This window comes from Hyalangium gracile, assembly GCF_020103725.1.
Taxonomy (GTDB): Bacteria; Myxococcota; Myxococcia; order Myxococcales; family Myxococcaceae; genus Hyalangium; species Hyalangium gracile.
The window spans coordinates 428,726-445,290 of sequence record NZ_JAHXBG010000004.1 but is presented as its reverse complement, the minus strand read 5'-3'; the positions used below and the strand labels follow the sequence as shown (position 1 = coordinate 445,290).

The following is a 16,565-nucleotide window of genomic DNA, read 5'->3' as shown; positions in this document are numbered from 1 at the left end:
CTGCTCCATGGACAAGAGCTTCGAACCGAGCACCATCGAATCGAAGTGGTACGCGCGATGGGAGGCCAGCGGCTGCTTCAAGCCCACCGGCCAGGGCACGCCCTACACCATCATGCTGCCGCCGCCGAACGTCACCGGCACCCTGCACATGGGCCACGCCTTCCAGCACACGTTGCAGGATGCGCTCATTCGTTACCACCGCATGCGCGGCTTCGACACCCTCTGGCAGGTCGGCACCGACCATGCAGGCATCGCCACGGAGATGGTGGTCGCGCGCAACCTGGCGCTCGAGAACCTGACCCGCGAGGGGCTCGGCCGCGAGAAGTTCATCGAGAAGGTGTGGGAGTGGAAGCAGACGTCGGGCAACACCATCACCCGGCAGATGCGCCGCCTGGGCACCTCCGGGGACTGGAGCCGCGAGCGCTTCACCATGGACGAGGGCCTGAGCAAGGCCGTCATCGAGACCTTCGTGCGCCTGTACGAGGAGGGCCTCATCTACCGAGGCCAGCGCCTGGTGAACTGGGATCCGGTCCTCAAGACGGCCATCTCCGACCTGGAGGTGGTCAACGAGGAGGAGGACGGCAAGCTCTGGTCCATCTCCTACCCGCTCGCGGACGGCAGCGGCGCGCTGGTCGTGGCGACCACGCGCCCGGAGACGCTGCTGGGCGATGTGGCGGTGGCGGTGCACCCGGAGGACGAGCGCTACACGCAGTGGGTGGGCAAGCGGGTGAAGCTGCCGCTGACGGACCGGGAGATTCCCATCATCGCCGACGCCTACGTCGACAAGGCCTTCGGCACCGGCTGCGTGAAGATCACCCCGGCGCACGACTTCAATGACTACGCGGTCGGCCAGCGGCACTCGCTGCCGATGATCAACATCTTCACCCCGGAGGCGACGCTCAACGAGAACGCGCCGGAGAAGTACCGCGGGCTCGATCGCTACGTGGCCCGCAAGGCCGTGCTGGCGGACCTCACCGCGGCCGGGCTGCTGGTCGAGGAGAAGAAGCACAAGCTCCAGGTGCCCCGAGGAGACCGCACCGGTCAGGTCATCGAGCCGTATCTGACGAGCCAGTGGTTCGTGAAGATGGACTCACTGGCGAAGCGCGGGCTCGAGCTGGTGGAGAACGGCTCCGTGCGCTTCGTGCCGGAGAACTGGATCAGCACGTACCGGCACTGGATGGGCAACATCCAGGACTGGTGCATCAGCCGGCAGCTCTGGTGGGGTCACCGCATCCCCGCCTGGTACGACGCCTCCGGAGGAATCTTCGTCGGCCGCGACGAGGCCGAGGTCCGCGCCCGGCACGGGCTCGCGGCGGACGTGGCCCTCACCCGTGACAGCGACGTGCTCGAGACGTGGTTCAGCTCGGCGCTGTGGTCCCACGGCACGCTCGGCTGGCCCGACCCGGAGCTGATGCGCAAGTACGGCTACGATCGCTACCTGCCCACGTCCGTGCTGGTGACGGGCTTCGACATCATCTTCTTCTGGGTGGCCCGGATGATCATGATGACGGACCACTTCACGGGGAAGGTGCCCTTCCGGGACGTGTACATCACGGGCCTGGTGCGAGACCACGAAGGGCAGAAGATGTCCAAGGCCAAGGGCAACATCCTCGATCCGATCGACATCATCGATGGCATCACGCTCGAGGCGCTGCTCGCCAAGCGCACCAGCGGCCTGATGCAGCCGCAGATGGCGCAGAAGATCGAGAAGGCGACGCGCAAGGAGTTCCCCAACGGCATCGCGGCCCACGGCACGGATGCGCTGCGCTTCACCTTCGCCTCGCTCGCGACGCATGGCCGCGACATCAAGTTCGACCTCAAGCGGGCCGAGGGCTACAAGGCCTTCTGCAACAAGCTCTGGAACGCGGCGCGCTTCGCGCTGATGAACTGCGAGGGCTTCACGGCCTCGGGAAGCCCCACTCCGAAGACGGACGCCGAGCGCTGGATCCTCTCGCGCCTGGCACGCACCGTGCGCGAAGTCGAAGCCCAGTTCGCCGCGTACCGCTTCGACCTGGTCTCGCAGGCGCTGTACGAGTTCACCTGGAACGAGTACTGCGACTGGTTCCTCGAGTTGGCCAAGCCGGCGCTCACGGGCGGAGACAGCGAGGAGGCCCACAGCACGCGTCACACGCTGCTGTTCGTGCTGGAGACCACGCTGCGGCTGCTGCACCCGTTGATCCCCTTCATCACGGAGGAGATCTGGCACGCCGTCGCACCGAAGCTCGGCCTCACGGGTGAGTCGATCAGCACGCAGCCCTATCCGGAGCCGAAGCAGTTCAGCGGCGACTACGGCAGGGCCGAGGCGGACATCGAGTGGCTCAAGGCGTCCGTCTCGCAGCTGCGGCGCATCCGCAGCGAGATGAACATCTCGCCGACCCGGCCCGTCCCTCTGCTCCTGCAAGGAGGCGGCGCCGAGGATCGCGAGCGCATTCAGCGCTTCCAGGCGGGGTTGAGCTTCCTCGCCCGCCTCGAGTCCATCGCCTGGCTCGAGGGCGAAGCGCCCGCCTCGGCCACCGCGATCGTCGGTGAGCTGAGGCTGTTGATGCCGCTGGCCGGGCTGATCGATCTATCGGCCGAGCGAGCCCGGCTGGAGAAGGAGATGAAGCGCCTGGAGGGCGATATCGCGAAGTGCAACACCAAGCTCGGGAGCGAGACCTTCGTCAACAACGCCCCTGCGGCGGTGGTGGCCCAGGAGCGCCAACGTCTGACGGACTGGACCCAGCAGCTGGCCACGCTGAGGGAGCAGCATCGCCGGCTTGGCGCCTGACCGCTGAGAACAAACCCGCCCCGTCTGGCAGGAGCTGCGCTCCAGGGTGCAGGCAGCGAGCTCCTGCTCGGCTCTCGTCTTCGAGAGAGATGGAGGGCGTCAGGCGCAGGCTTCATGCCGCGGGCCGTTTGGGGGCCTGGGGCTGTCCGGGCACCGCGACGATGCGCAGCCGCCGACGGCCACCCGGGACCTCCCACTCGATGCGCTGTCCCTCGGAGAGCCCGAGCAGCGCGCTGCCAATGGGCGCGAGGACGGAGATGCAGCCCTCCTCGGAGCGCGCCTCCTGGGGGTAGCAGAGCTTGATCTGGCGGCGCGTGCCCGTCTCTTCCTCCTCGAAGAGCACGGTGCTGTTCATCGCCACGACGCCGGGTGGCACCTGCTCCACCACCTCTGCGCGGGCGAGTTCCTGGTCCAGACGCTCCGCGAGGGGCGCGTCGCGCCCATCCCCCTGCTGGTCGAGGAGGCGCTGGAGGCGGTTGAAGTCCGAACGGCTGATGAAGATTCGCGGATTCCGGGTCATGGTTCATCCTCTCTTCAAGGGTTCTGCTTCCAGGGGAAGCGGTGGAAGGATCAAGGTCGGCTCAGCCAGCCACGGCGCCCGTCCACGAGGGAGGGTCACTTGCAGGGAACGAGTCTTCGGACGAGAGTTCCACGGAACGAAGCCGCCGCCGCCGTCGCTCCGCTCGTGCGAGCTCCAGCGTCGTCACGACGCCGAGCACCTGCCCGTCCTCGTCAACGACAACGGCCCGGCCTGTGCCGGCGCGCACCATGCGTGTGGAGAGCTGCGTGAGGCGCTCGTCCTCGTGTGTGAGGACGAAGCGGCTGTTGGCCAGATCACCCACCCCATGGATGGGGAACCCCTGGGCAGCAGCCTCGGCGCCCAGGATGAGCCGACGCATCGTCAGCAGTCCGTGGACTCGCTCCGCATCCGCGATGACGAGGAGGCCTCGGCGCGAGCGAGCCATGGACGCCGCCGCTTCGCGCAGCGTGGCCCGAGGGGGGAGGACGGCGACGTTCTTGAGCATCAGGTCGCGAACGAACGTGGGCATGGGAAGCTCCTGTGGGAAAAGGGTGGAGGCGTGGCGCGGGCAGACCCCGGCCAGGGCCCAGCGGGCCGCGCACGCGAGACATGGATCATCAGGCGTGGTCCGGCCGTCAGCAGCTCCCGGCTAGCGGGAAGCGACGGCCAGAGCCTCGAGCCAGGCGGCTGCCCTGTGCATCACGAAGCGAAGCGCACGCAGACCCTGCCCGTCCGAGCGGATGCTGAACGAAGCGAGGGTTGGACACGTGCGCACGTCAAAGCTCCTGGGAGGTGAGAGGAACCGGCGGGGCCCAGACAGAAGGTTGTCACTCCGGTCCTCCCCTGGCAACCGGCGAAGGGGGCGGCCTATTCCCAGGGAGCGTCAGCCGATGGCGTGCGGCTTCGCGGGCGAGTCAGCCTCTTTGCGGTCCGCGCGGATGACACTGATCATCCCACTTGGCTCGAGGTAGGCGCGGGCGACGTCCTTCACGTCCGTGACTCCATGCATCCGGAGCTCCGCCATCAGCTCCTCACGATTCATGAACTCACGGCGGAGCGCGCGCTGGTTGATCTGCCCGTCCCGGATCAGCGGCACGGGCCGGGACTTGAGCAGCGGCGCGAGGGCCGGAAACCGGTAGGCTAGCGCATCAAGCGCCACGCTCCAGGCGAAGATGGTCACGACCAGCAACAGGCTGTCCAGCCCCCCTTCGCCTCTCCCGTCATACCGTGCGCGGCGGCCTCCGCTACGAGCACGACGACGAGCAGGTCCGTGAGCGAGTGCGCGCCGGCCTCCCTCTTCCCGGCCACGCGGGCGATGGCGTAGATCGCCAGGAACATCACTGTGCCGCGCAGGAGGGTCTCCCCTACTGGCACGCTGAAACGGAAGATCTCTGCCCAGTCCATCATCGTCCCACTCCTCGCTCTCGACTAGCACGCCGTTCATCCGCCTCGCGCGCATGCCGCGCTCTGGCATCAGGCCATCCTCCAGCTGGCCGAACGCCAAGGGTAAGCATCCCTATGCCAGGAGGCCACGCGTCCTGCTGGGCACGGGCAGGCGGGTGGAGGCTGTACCCACCCGCTCTGCAGGCAGCTCGGGATCGGGGTGATGCGTGTTACGCCCCCTCTTATCCTCCCCAGCGCCGGCCCCCGGTGCCCCGCAGTAAGCTCAGGAGCTTCGAGCTGGCGCCACGGAGTTCCTTGCTGCTTGGAAGCGGCAGGAATCGAACCCGCCGCTCGGCGCCTCTGGTGAGAGCGCTCCAACTCGGCCGAGTTCAGGTCCCATAGGACTTCCAGCCATTTCTGCTCCCCCAGGAGGAGGAGGGGCGGCAAGAGAGGCGCCTGAGGCAGCGGCGAGGCAGGAGATGAATAAGAAGCGGACGCCGCGACTGGACTGGCCTGGATTGCTGCGCAGAACATTCGCGCTGGATGTGTTTGAGTGCGTCAGGTGGGGGGCAGGCTCAGTTCAAGGGCACCTGCTACTTGCCTTTGCCCGCGCTGAAGCGTCGCCCCACCTCCAGCCTCGTGGACAAACCGTAAGCAAAGAGGAGCAAGAAGCCCGAACGAGTGGTGGGCCACCTCAGCGCCGCGCAACCTGAGAATCCGGCGACAGGCCCTGCTGTTCCGGCTAATAAGTGTGGGATGGTCGATCCCAACCCCATTTCCGCTGTGCTCGATGCGGATCTAATGAAGGTCGCTACGGCGGTCGTCGGTGATGCGCTGTCTCTCGGACTTGCGCTCAAGGGAGGATACAGTGCGTTCCGCGGATGGATGTCCGAGCGACGGAACCTGCGTGCTAGCTCTCGCGAGGCAAACGCGGTGGTCGAGCACCTCCTCGCCGCCCAAGAGGCGTCGCAGAAGAACGACGTCCCACCTGCGGCTCGGAGGCAAGTGCTCCTCATCATGGGCGCCTTCGCCGATGCCTGGGGACGGTGTCGCGCGTACGGCTTCTCCGATCCGGATATCGATCTCGGCGCCATCCAGGACCAGTTCGCGGCACGGTTGCAGGAGCACTGGACCCCGGCCATGGCCGCCGACCACCCCAACGCTGCCAAGCAGGAACTCTACCTGCGCAGCCTAGTTGGCGACCCACTCCGCACGCCCTGGTATCAAGCGCTCTGGAAAACTCTTACCGACGCCGCTTGGGATCCGCCGCTGCTCGCGCCAGACCGAAGGCGCAGCTTCGAGCAGTTCTTCCGGCTTGCCTACGGTACCGCGCTTGCGGGTCACGACGGCGAGGAGGTGCGCCGCTATCTTGAAGGCCTCCAGGGACAGCGCGCTGACGCAGTCCGGCAGTTGCTCGTACAGGACGTCGCCGGGTGGGGAGCCCGTCACGTGTTTGGCAACGTAGCTCATCACGAGCAACTACCGTATTTGCCGCTCGCCGAGATGTACGTCGAACCATCGGCGCTCCGTACCAACGGACCAAGTGATAGACAGACACCGCGTCCGGTCCTTGGATTCCTGCGAGAGCTACTTCAGGCCAATCGCGTCGTCGTGGTCGAGGCGGACATGGGGCTTGGCAAGTCGCTTACGGCACGGCGCCTAGCCCTTGATCTCGCGCGAGAGTATCTCGATTCCACCGCGCCTGGTCCTACTTGCTACTTTCCAGTGTTCATTCGTTGCGCCGACGATCTGGATGCAGCAACAGTCGAGAATATGGGCCTCGTCGCACAACGTGCCCTCCACCGACAGGCGCGTCAGCACCTCGGACTTGAGTTCGCAGAGCAGGAGCCTGCCTTCTCGCTACCCGCCGGCCAGCGTGTACTGTTCATTGTGGACGGCTTCGATGAGGTCGTGCTTGGCACGAGCGCACAGGAGAGGATGTTCGATCACCTTGAGCGCATGACCAGCGCTGACTGGCGCTGCGTCGTCCTGTCGCGACCGCTGGTGTTGCCGCGCTCCAAGATAGCGAAGCTCGGCATTCCCGTTCTACAACTGCAACCGTGGTCGACTGAAGGTGCGGAAAGCCAGGCCGGTACATGGCTCTCCCGGTGGAACTTCCTGGCCCGCGTACCAGAGAAGAAAGCAAGTCTTTCACTTGAGGAGATCGCTGCTCGCAAACTCATCGAGTTGGCACAGACCCCCATTCTCCTCTTCATGACTGCCTTCACCTGGGACGAACTCGGCGGAGGCAAAGTTCCCCGTGTCGCGCTCTACGAGACTTTCTTCCGCCAGATTGCCCGCGGCAAACACGAAATGGATGTGCGAGCCGAACATGGCCGGGTTCTCGATGCCTCGAAGCAGCTGCGTGATGCGCTGCTCAAACAGGGAATTATCGGCTCCAAGGATGAGCCTCGCGATGCGATGCTATGGCTCATGTCGCGCGCTGCCTGGAAGGCACATTGCTTGGCGAATCGGAAGGAGTCTCTGTACAGGCACCATGTCGAAGAGTTGGTGCGCGACGAACTCGAACTTCGCATCGAGCGTGATGTTGTCCAAACAATCTGTGGAGGTTTGCTCCTCGCGCTGCAGTCAGATCCGGAAGGGGAGGATCACGCGCTACTCTTCGGTCACAAGTCGTTCCGCGAATACCTTGTCGGGCGCTTCTGGGCCACACAACTCCGCCGCATCCTCGCAGCCAAAGGAAAGGAGCGCACAAAGTGGATGCGCGTCCTTCTCGAGGGTGAACTTCTATATGAGCAAGAGGAACGCGCAGTCGACTTCCTCATCGAGATTGTCGAATATCCGAGTGACGCACCCAGAGTAATCGAAGGCTTTATTAAGAGCGAGCGTGAAGAGCTTTTCGAGTGGGCGTCCGAGGAGTTCAACGACGAGTCGCAAGACTTCGGCAAGAGAGATATATCATCGATCGAGGATGACGTCCGAGCACCACTGCGCGCGGCTGCACTCGCCATCGGTAGCATGATTGATGGGCCCGGCATCAAGGCGAAAGGACCGCGTGCGTTACGGTCATTGCTCGCTTGGTTTTGGGTTTCTGGAAGAAGTTCAATAGTGCATGGAAGCAAGCTCCAACATGAGGCTGCAGAACTCTTCAATGCTGACCTGTCTGGAGCCGACCTTACTGACGCCCAGCTAACCCGTTCCCTTCTCATGGGTTCTAACCTCACTGATGCCAACCTCTCTGGGAGCGACCTCACTGGGGCCAACCTCTCTAGGGCCCACGTCTTCTTAGCTTTCCTCGTAGGGGCCAATCTCACTGAGGCCGACCTCACTAGGGCCATTCTTACTGGGGCCGACCTCTCTGGGGCCAACCTCTCTGGGGCCAACCTCTCTGGGGCCAACCTCTTTGAGGCCACCCTGACTGAGGCCAACCTGACTGGGGCCAACCTGACTGGGGCGCTCCTCCGTGAGGCCGACCTCACTGGGGCGCTTCTCCGTGAGGCCGACCTCACTGGGGCCAGCATGAGTGGTGCCAAGTTGCGTGCAGCCATCCTCGAGGAGGCCATCCTCACTAGAACTGATCTCACTAAGGCCAACCTCGCTGGAGCAAACCTCGCTGGAGCAAACCTCGCTGAAGCAAACCTCGCTGAAGCAAACCTCGCTGAAGCAAACCTCGCTGAAGCAAACCTCGCTGGAGCCATTCTGGCAGAGCCCGATGTGGGATTGCATGCGATCTACTCACACAAGACACGGTGGCCGCATTCTTTCGACCCGAGAGCTGCAGGCGCACGGCTTGCGGAGGACGAGGCTGCAACTGAGAGCTGAGGATCGCCACCAAGCGGTGGAGTTCTATGCCCAGACACGCCAGCTTGATGCGCGGCGCGACCACAGCGGTGCGCAGGTGCTACGAGCGGTCCCTTGAACTGCACACGAATGCGGAGGTGAGGGAAGCCTACCTGCGGCTGCTGGCAACGACAGGTCCGTTGTGACGTCTTGATGAGTGGAGGCGGCGGCAATCGAACGCTCATCAGGACGGATGGCGCAGGGGCTCCGTCAACGCGTCCTCCAGGGCCGGGGGCAGCACCACCTCGAAGGTGGCGCCGTGCCCAGCTCACTGCGCACGCGGATCTCACCGCCCATGGCCTGCACATATCGGTGCGAACGGAGGAGCGCGGCACCGCGCAGGAGGTGGCCGAAGCCTTGGAGAGAGCTGCGGAGTCCTCCCCTCTAGAGGACTAGAGGATTCACCTCCTCGGGCAATCGCGGCGTGCGCTCCATCGTCGACTCCAACGTCGCAGCCTGGACCGGGCTCTCCTCCTCCAGCCCCGGCCCCGCCCCCGCTTGAGGGAGCGGCGGCGGAGGGAGGCGGGCCGGCGCAAGGAGGAGGCGGCCTTCAGCAGCGAGCGCAGCGCGGAGTTGCTCGCGCGGCTGCTGCGCGAGACGGCCGGGGAGGCGCGGGGCTGAGGCACAGCGAAACGCGTCGACGACGAAGACCCATGCGCTGGAGTACTCAAGGATGGCGGTGCCTGACTTGGACTCCGGGCGCTTCTTCATCTGGCCGCGCGCGAGCCGGGCCACCGCGCAGATGGGGAACTTCTCCCGGTCGAGGGGATGGGCCTCGTAGTACCGGACGATCACCTGGGGTCCGCCGGTCCAGACGCGCCCATACAGCCGCGTGCCGAGAGAAAGCTAAGTATAGGACGGATAGGAGCCCTGTTGAGGGCGGCGGGCTGGTGAAGAGGGGCCAAGAAGGGCCGCTGGAGGGTGACACGCGGGCTTTGCGCCAAGCCGGAGCAGAGGCTGTGCCGCCCCTCGGGGCACATGCCGGCCCAAGCGATCCAGCCGGGCCGCAGGGCGTGGGCTTCCAGGTCACTGTGGGTGCTTGGGCTCAGCACCACGCGCTCTGGGATGACCGTGGGGGTCCAGGGGAACGGCGATCTCGCGCGCACCCGCGCGCTCGCCAAGGAACTGAAGAAGCGCAAGCCTGCGGCCCTGGTGTGACGCTACGACGAGATCAGCACCGAGGAACTGCGCGGCGACAACCATGGCACCATGCCGCATCGCGGGGCCTACGAGGGCCTCATATTCATCTTCAACGACTGGAGTCCGCCCGAATCCCTCCAGCGCAGTGGAGACTTGGCGCGCCTGGAGGCGCACCACACGGGGCTGTCCCAGCACCTGGGCTACTCCGTGCTGCTTCCGGAGCCGCTGCTCAACCAGTTGGGCTACAGGCTGCTGGCGGAGAAGCGCATCCCCCCAGGCCCTCGCTGTCTTCGAGCGCGCCGTGACGCTCTACCCCGACGTGGCCAACACGCACGACAGTCTGGGCGATGCGCTGGAGGCGGCGGGACGGTTGCAGGAGGCACTCGCTAGCCCGGATCGATCACAGGTACAAGAGACACCGCGTAGCGACCGGCCGATAACTGGAGAGTTCTCAAGGCTTTCCACCCATAGGAAGGAGCTACGCGGTGAAAACAGAGCGTAACGCGAAGCAGGTCGAGTTCGACAGCGTGGGAAGGAGGAAGTGGGTGGCGGCGTTCGACGGGGAGCACATCTCGTCGGATGGAGGGCTGGCGTTGTTGCACCGGACGGACCAGCGGTTCGGCCTCATGAAGAAGTTCGCCGAGTGCTTCAAGGACATGAGAAAGCCGGAGTTGATTGAGCACACGGTGGAAGAGCTCGTTCGCCAGCGCGTGTTCGGCATCGCGTGCGGCTACGAGGACTTGGTGGACCACGCGACGCTGAGAAACGACCCGCTGCTTGCGGCCGTGGTGGGCAAGGCGGAGCCCCAGAAGCAGTCGTTGGCCAGCCCGAGCACGCTCAACCGGCTGGAGCTGACGCCTGAGGACGCGACGGCCGAGGCGCGCTACCGCAAGGTGGTTTACGACGGCCCGGCCATCGAGAACTTCTTCGTCGATGCGTTCCTGGATGCGCACCGTCAGCCGCTCAAAGAAGTGGTGCTGGACCTGGATGCGACAGACGACCCGATTCACGGCACGCAGGAGGGCCGCTTCTTCCACGGCTACTACGGCAACTACTGCTACCTGCCGCTCTACATCTTCGCGGGCGACTTCCTGCTGTGCGCCAAGCTGCGCACCTCCGACGCCGACGCCGCCGCAGGCTCGCTGGAGCAAGTGCAGCGCATCGTCTCGCGCCTGCGCGAGCGCTGGCCCACCACGCGCATTCTGCTGCGTGCGGACTCCGGCTTCGCTCGGGATGAGCTCATGACCTGGTGCGAGCACAATGGCGTCGACTTCGTGTTCGGTCTGGCCAAGAACACCCGGCTGGAAGCCATGATACGCGGGGACCTGATGCTGGTGCAGGCTGTCTCCCGCCAGGAGCGCAAAGGCGCTCCGGTGCGCGCGTACCGGGAACTGTGCTACCGCACGCTGGACTCCTGGACGCGTCAGCGCCGCGTCGTCGCCAAAGCAGAGTGGCTCGAGGACAAATTCAACCCACGCTTCGTGGTGACTTCCTTGCGCCCCGAGCAGTTTGGGGCCCGGGCTCTGTACGAGCAGCTCTACTGCGCCCGCGGCGACATGGAGAACCGCATCAAGGAGCAGCAACTGGGTCTGTTCGCCGACCGGACCAGCGCCCACACCCTGCGCGCCAACCAACTGCGCCTCTGGTTTGCTTCCGTGGCCTACGTGCTGCTGAACCTGCTGCGCCACTTCGGCCTGAAGGGCACCGAGATGGAGCGGGCCCAGGCGGGCACCCTCCAACTGAAGCTGCTCAAGGTGGCCGCCATCGTCCGCGTCAGCGTCCGCCGCGTCGCGCTCTCGCTGAGCGCGGCGGCGCCGGTGCGCGAGCTCTTCGCACGCGTCGCCGAACAGCTCCGCGAAGTTCCCACTCCCTCCTGACGCCTCGCAGCTCTTTGACAACCTCGATGGACCCCAACGCCGGCCGGTGCACGCCTCTGTCATGCCCGCAGCACGCTGCCGAGCGGCCATTTGCCACGCGCGGCGCGCAGATGCCGCCAATTGATGCCGCTCTGCACGACGCGCTCCTTCGTGTGACAGATCCGGGCTAGTTGGTGATCTGGATGTTGTTGAACTCCAGCGTGGCCCCGGAACTGAAAGACCCTTGCGGGATCACGAAGAACCCCATGCCAAAGTTCAGCGGATTCACGCTCTCGCTGCTGTTCCACGACATGACGAAGTTGGCCAGCCACGTATTGCGATCCCACGTGTTGCTGTAGGGATCGAGCACCCAGACCTGCACGCCATCGAGATTGGCGTCCACCCACACGCGATAGGTCACGCCATCCTGCATCACCGGTGCTCCCCTGGGGTAGTCAGTCCCGGTAACGCTTGAAGGTCCGGTCACTTGCGTCTTTCCGGGGGTGCGCAGGGCATACCGCTCGAGCTGGATCGCGGGATAGTACGTGATCGGTGACCCCCAGAAGATCGGCCCTTCGGCATGGTAGGACGGCGCGCTGGGGTTGGGGTCCACGGTGGCCTTGAACAGCGCGCCGAGGTGGTTCGTCTGGGCGAAGAGATTGGTTCCCTTGATCTCGAAGTAGACGATCTGGTTCCTCGAATAGCCGAGCTGGCAATTCACCCCATACCAGAACGCCGTGTCTGCTTGGTTGCTCATCCGTTGCAGGACACCGTTGGTCACCACGTCGTAGTTCCAGTAACTGCCGAAGAAAGGCTGAAACTGGTAGTTGAACTTCACCGATGTCGGGTAGGTGCAGCCCGACCCGTTGAAGCCATTGACGGTGTATCCGTTGGCGGAGGTGGCCTGCCCGACCAACAATACCGACATGAGTGCGATCGCCTTGGCGACTTTCATATAACTCCTAATTTCACATAACTCCTGTGGATCACAGTTCGAGAAGGAGCCCGCGCATGGCGCGCTTCTGAAGATCTCCTCTCCGAACCGGCATCATTGTGGGAAGATTTTACTTTGTGCAAGCGACAAATTGACCTCTTCCGGAGCGTCGGCATGCCCCTCGGATGCCGTTGGCACGTGGGAGAGCCCACGGGAAGTGCGCTTGAGCCGAGCCGCATCAACGACTTCAGCATTGATTTTGATGGCCATCCTGGCTGCGGCTCCCGTCGCCTGTATTGGCCCTGGAGATGACGCTGACCCTGGGCAGCTCGCTGCGGGCCAACCACCAGACGAAGGCACGAACCTGGTGGTCGGTTCGGAGCCAGGCTCCGTCCGTGCACTGGCGACCTGTAACGGAGCAGCATGGTCGCTGGTTTCTCCCTCTTTCACAACCACCTCACTGCTCAGCGAGAGCACCGTGAACTGGGGAGTTGTCACAGATCTGAGGCATCCCCTCATTTAGCAAGCTGACAAGGAAGCGGCAGGTTGGCTGGCTCATGCGAAGAGTAGGTGCCCCTCGACACTACGTACTGGGTGAGACGCTCTCCCATCAATGAAAAGAAGGTGCACGACTTCCTCGACGGGCTCTTCGGGGAAGACCTGCATGCCAAGCGGGTGTTGTCGCTGTCGCTGGCGACGCTGGGCGTGGTTCATGCGGCCAGCCTGTCGGTGTATGCCATCGGGCAGGCGCTGGCGATAGCCCGGGGTACCCAGGGCAAGCATGGGGTGAAGCAGGTCGACCGGCTGCTGTCCAACACGGGCATCGACGTCTGGCACCTGTTGGCCCTGTGGGTGCCCTACGTGCTGGGACAGCGCACCGAGGCCGTGGTGTCGCTGGACTGGACGGACTTCGAGGCTGACGACCAGACGACGCTGGTGGCCGCGCTCAAGACGCGACACGGCCGCTCGACGCCCCTGGTGTGGCTGACGGTGCAGAAGTCCGCCCTCAAGGGGCTGCGCAACGCCGTGGAGGACTGCGTCCTGCTGCGCCTGCGCGAGCTCATCCCGCCCGAGGTGAAGGTGACGATTCTGGCCGACCGGGGCTTTGCCGACCAGAAGCTCTACGCCCTGTTGGGGCAGGTGGGCTTCGAGTACGTCATTCGCTTTCGCCAGTGCATCACCGTCACCCGCCAGGACGGCGAGCGGCGCACGGCAGCCGAGTGGGTGCCCGCCTCGGGCCGCGCCTGCCGATTGCCTGCCGCGTGGGTCACCGCCGACCAGGCGCCCGTGAACGCGGTGGTTCTCGTGAAGAAGAAGGGCATGAAGCAGCCCTGGTGTCTGGCCACCAGCCTGAGTGGGGCGAGCGCCGCTCAGGTGGTGGCGCTCTACAGCCGCCGCTTCCGCACCGAGGAGAGTTTTCGCGACCTCAAAGACTTGCGTTTCGGCATGGGCTTGTCCGCCATGAGCATTGCCGAGCCGGAGCGGCGCGACCGGTTGCTGCGGGTGTGCGCACTGGCCATGGCTCTGCTGACGGTGCTCGGGGAGGCCGGTGAGCGGCTGGGGATGGAGCGCTCCCTCAAAGCCAACACGGTCAAGAAACGCTCCTACTCTCTCTTCCGCCAGGGCTGCTTCTACTATCAGGCCCTGCCCATGATGCCCGAGGCCCAGTTGCTCCCTCTGATGGAGCTCTTCGGCCAGCTCGTTCGTGAGCAGCCCGTTTTCCGCGAAACCTTCGGCGTTATATGAGGGGATGCCTCAGGTAAGGGCCCGCAACCACTCGTTCTCGCAAACTGTTCGGCCTCCGCCGCGGAGAACTGCGCCCGGAACCTCCCATCCTGATCTCCCAGAAACCGCGCCGGGTGCTGGTCGGCATGAAGGCCAAGGGCTTCGAACTCGAGGGCGCCCATGTCGAGGGTCCCAAGTTGAAAATCCTGTGAACCTGGGGGTTGGCTGACATGGGGCAATTGCGACTGAGCCATCGTTCTTGGATGACGACACGTGAGCTGCCGTCGACAAAGCGCCCCCATCCTCGACAAGCGCTTCGCTGCATGGCTCGCGAAGCGGCAGGACCTCCGCTCCAAGGCACGGAGGCCCTGCTCGTTGCGAGGCCTACGGCCCGATCAAGCGCGTGAGGTTGAACGGCGGTCGGTTCCAGGTCCCACCTGGGAAGCTGATCTGCGTGGAGCTCGTCACCACGCTCGGCACTCCACCCGCGCCAGCGATGGAGAGCGTGCCCGCGGGCTGGGAAACCGTCGAGGGTGCTCCCGAGCACCCCGGGCACAGGTTGGTCCCCGTGATGTAGTTCAGCCCGATGGTGAAGGACGTGGCCGACGTGTCCACCAGGCCCTGCATCCATACCGGCTCGGAGCCCCTGTAGACGGTGACGGTGGCCACCTGGATCGTCCCTCGGGTCGCGAACACCACGCCCCATCCCGACTCCTGGGGGTTGTACCAGTCACCGCTCATCTCCATCGTCGTGGCGCCATTGCCAAACAGGAACGGCTGGATGGGCTCGCTCCCCGAGAGCGCTCCCAACTTCCACTGATACGTCCACTGGCCGTTGGTGCCAATCAGCTTCGCGGTCCCGACCACCTGGGTGGAAGCGCTCGTCCCACTCCACGAGGTCCGCAGCAGATCTCCAACCCACTCCCCCGCCCCCGCGGAGAGATAGCTCATGTACCAGATGGGCTCACCCGAGGGTTTGTAGGTGAACCAGGACATCGCCAGGGTGTTGTTGTCATTGGGCATGTACTGGATGTCGAGCCCGTTGCCCGAGCGCGCCGGATTCCACCACGGCCCCTTCATGGGCTTCTCCGGAGGCGGTGGGTAGAGCGCCGCCGCCGCGTCCACGAGGCCCGTTCCACAGTCCGAGGTGCAGCCCGGAATCGGGCGCGCCGTCTGCTTGATGCGCTCGGTGATCTGCCAGGGTGACATTGACGGCCGCTGGGTCAGCAGCAACGCGGCCAGCCCCGCGACGTGCGGGGACGCCATGGAGGTGCCGCTGAGGTAGCGGTAGCAGTAGTCCGTCGGCTGGAGCTGGTCTCCCGCCTTGACGATGGCCCAGGGCGACACCGCGCCATCCGTCCCGCTGTAGGTGCTTCCGTCTTCGGGACAGCCAAGGCCCTGGCCATAGAACTCGGGACCTCCTCCGGGCGCCGTGACGTCCACCCGCGTCCCTCGGTTGCTGAAGGAGGCGAGCTGGCCTGTCCGGGTGCTGGCGGCCACGGCGATCACGCCATTGCACGAGGCTGGCGTCACTCCCGCGGTGTCCACCATGAAGTTGCCCGCCGCCGCCACCAGGACCACGCCGCGCTGGAGCGCGTAGTTCACCGCGTCCTGCATGTAAGGGTAGTTCGAGCACGGATCCGAGCCACCATTGGAACCGAAGCTCATGTTGATGACCCTCGCACCGTTATCCGCCGCCCACTGGACAGCCAGGCCCACGGTGCTGACGGTGACCAGCTGGTCGTAGCGGTTGGAGATCCGGACCGGCATGAGCTGACATCCCCAGCAAACGCCCGCGCCGCCCATCGCGTTGTTCGTGTTCGCCGCGAGGATGCCCGACACATGCAGGCCGTGGTGCCAGGTGCCGTTATCCGTCGGATCCGCGTCGCCTTCACCGAAGTCGTAGCCTGGAGCCCAGCGCCCCACCAGATCCGGGTGATCGAGCCGGCCCGTATCGAGCACCGCGATCTTCACCCCTCCGGTGACGGTGTTCCATGCCTGCGGCAGGTTCATCGCAGGGTAGTGCCACTGCTCCGGATACAGCGGGTCGTTCGGCGTCGCGAAGAACTCCATGTAGAGATCCACGTGCGCGTACTCGACGTCCGGGTTCCTGCGCAGCTCCTCGATGGCGGCCAGGGTGCTGGCCTCGTCCTCTTCGAAGGAGAGCTCCAGGTTCTTCTGCTCTGGCTCCAGGGACCAGAGCATCGAGCCGCCCGCCAGGGGTTTGACGACCTGGACGTGAAAGCCCACCAGTTGCGGAGGCGCGTTCCGCAACCGCGGATCCGCAGAGTCCTTCAGCTTGACGATGGCGCGCCCCGGAACGAAGCGCGGCTTCCGCTCTTGTTGTGGTGCTTTCTCGACAGTGGTGGAGGGCGCAGGCGGCGCCTCACTGCAAGCCACCCACGACAACACCACCATGCACGCCACCAGCCCCCGAAC

The 16,565-nt window shown here is 65.0% G+C and carries 12 protein-coding genes; 4 read left to right on the top strand and 8 right to left on the bottom strand.

Annotation, left to right across the window (positions count from 1 at the left end; all coding sequences use genetic code 11):
• Positions 1-7: 7 nt before the first annotated feature.
• Complete coding sequence (locus KY572_RS10675; protein ID WP_224242443.1) at positions 8-2,767, top strand: valine--tRNA ligase; 2,760 nt, start codon at positions 8-10, stop codon at positions 2,765-2,767.
• 112 nt (positions 2,768-2,879) lie between these two features.
• On the opposite strand, the gene rnk is transcribed toward KY572_RS10675, so the two are convergent.
• From rnk to KY572_RS10655, 4 genes are all read right to left on the bottom strand, one after another.
• Entirely contained in the window at positions 2,880-3,287 is a 408-nt protein-coding gene (rnk, locus tag KY572_RS10670; protein WP_224242442.1) for a nucleoside diphosphate kinase regulator, read from the bottom strand.
• Between the two features lie 61 nt (positions 3,288-3,348).
• Positions 3,349-3,816 (bottom strand): CBS domain-containing protein, encoded by a 468-nt coding sequence (locus KY572_RS10665; protein ID WP_224242441.1) that lies wholly within the window; start codon positions 3,814-3,816, stop codon positions 3,349-3,351.
• Between the two features lie 354 nt (positions 3,817-4,170).
• Entirely contained in the window at positions 4,171-4,467 is a 297-nt protein-coding gene (locus KY572_RS10660) for a DUF421 domain-containing protein (protein WP_224242545.1), read from the bottom strand.
• A complete protein-coding gene (locus KY572_RS10655; protein ID WP_224242440.1) occupies positions 4,464-4,694 on the bottom strand; it encodes a hypothetical protein in 231 nt (76 codons plus the stop codon). Before KY572_RS10655 ends, KY572_RS10660 begins: the two co-directional genes overlap by 4 nt.
• A gap of 732 nt (positions 4,695-5,426) precedes the next feature.
• Here KY572_RS10655 and KY572_RS10650 point away from each other — a divergent pair.
• Complete coding sequence (locus KY572_RS10650; RefSeq protein ID WP_224242439.1) at positions 5,427-8,453, top strand: pentapeptide repeat-containing protein; 3,027 nt, start codon at positions 5,427-5,429, stop codon at positions 8,451-8,453.
• A gap of 402 nt (positions 8,454-8,855) precedes the next feature.
• Here the strand turns inward: KY572_RS10650 and KY572_RS47745 are convergent, their stop codons facing one another.
• Positions 8,856-9,266 carry a hypothetical protein gene (locus KY572_RS47745; protein WP_317987835.1) on the bottom strand — a complete coding sequence of 137 codons (411 nt, stop codon included), beginning with the start codon at positions 9,264-9,266 and terminating at the stop codon, positions 8,856-8,858.
• A gap of 830 nt (positions 9,267-10,096) precedes the next feature.
• Here KY572_RS47745 and KY572_RS10640 point away from each other — a divergent pair.
• Complete coding sequence (locus tag KY572_RS10640; RefSeq protein WP_224242438.1) at positions 10,097-11,488, top strand: IS1380 family transposase; 1,392 nt, start codon at positions 10,097-10,099, stop codon at positions 11,486-11,488.
• A 166-nt stretch (positions 11,489-11,654) separates the two neighbouring features.
• Here the strand turns inward: KY572_RS10640 and KY572_RS10635 are convergent, their stop codons facing one another.
• Positions 11,655-12,422 (bottom strand): hypothetical protein, encoded by a 768-nt coding sequence (locus tag KY572_RS10635; RefSeq protein ID WP_224242437.1) that lies wholly within the window; start codon positions 12,420-12,422, stop codon positions 11,655-11,657.
• A gap of 93 nt (positions 12,423-12,515) precedes the next feature.
• Positions 12,516-12,671, bottom strand: a complete 156-nt coding sequence (locus KY572_RS10630) for a hypothetical protein (RefSeq protein WP_224242436.1) — start codon at positions 12,669-12,671, stop codon at positions 12,516-12,518.
• A 324-nt stretch (positions 12,672-12,995) separates the two neighbouring features.
• Here KY572_RS10630 and KY572_RS10625 point away from each other — a divergent pair, with 324 nt between their 5' ends.
• A complete protein-coding gene (locus KY572_RS10625) occupies positions 12,996-14,147 on the top strand; it encodes an IS4 family transposase (RefSeq protein WP_224242435.1) in 1,152 nt (383 codons plus the stop codon).
• Positions 14,148-14,510: 363 nt separating this feature from the next.
• On the opposite strand, the gene KY572_RS10620 is transcribed toward KY572_RS10625, so the two are convergent.
• The gene (locus KY572_RS10620) at positions 14,511-16,400 is read right to left on the bottom strand and encodes a S8 family serine peptidase (protein WP_224242434.1); all 1,890 of its coding nucleotides are present in this window, start codon (positions 16,398-16,400) and stop codon (positions 14,511-14,513) included.
• Positions 16,401-16,565 lie beyond the last annotated feature (165 nt).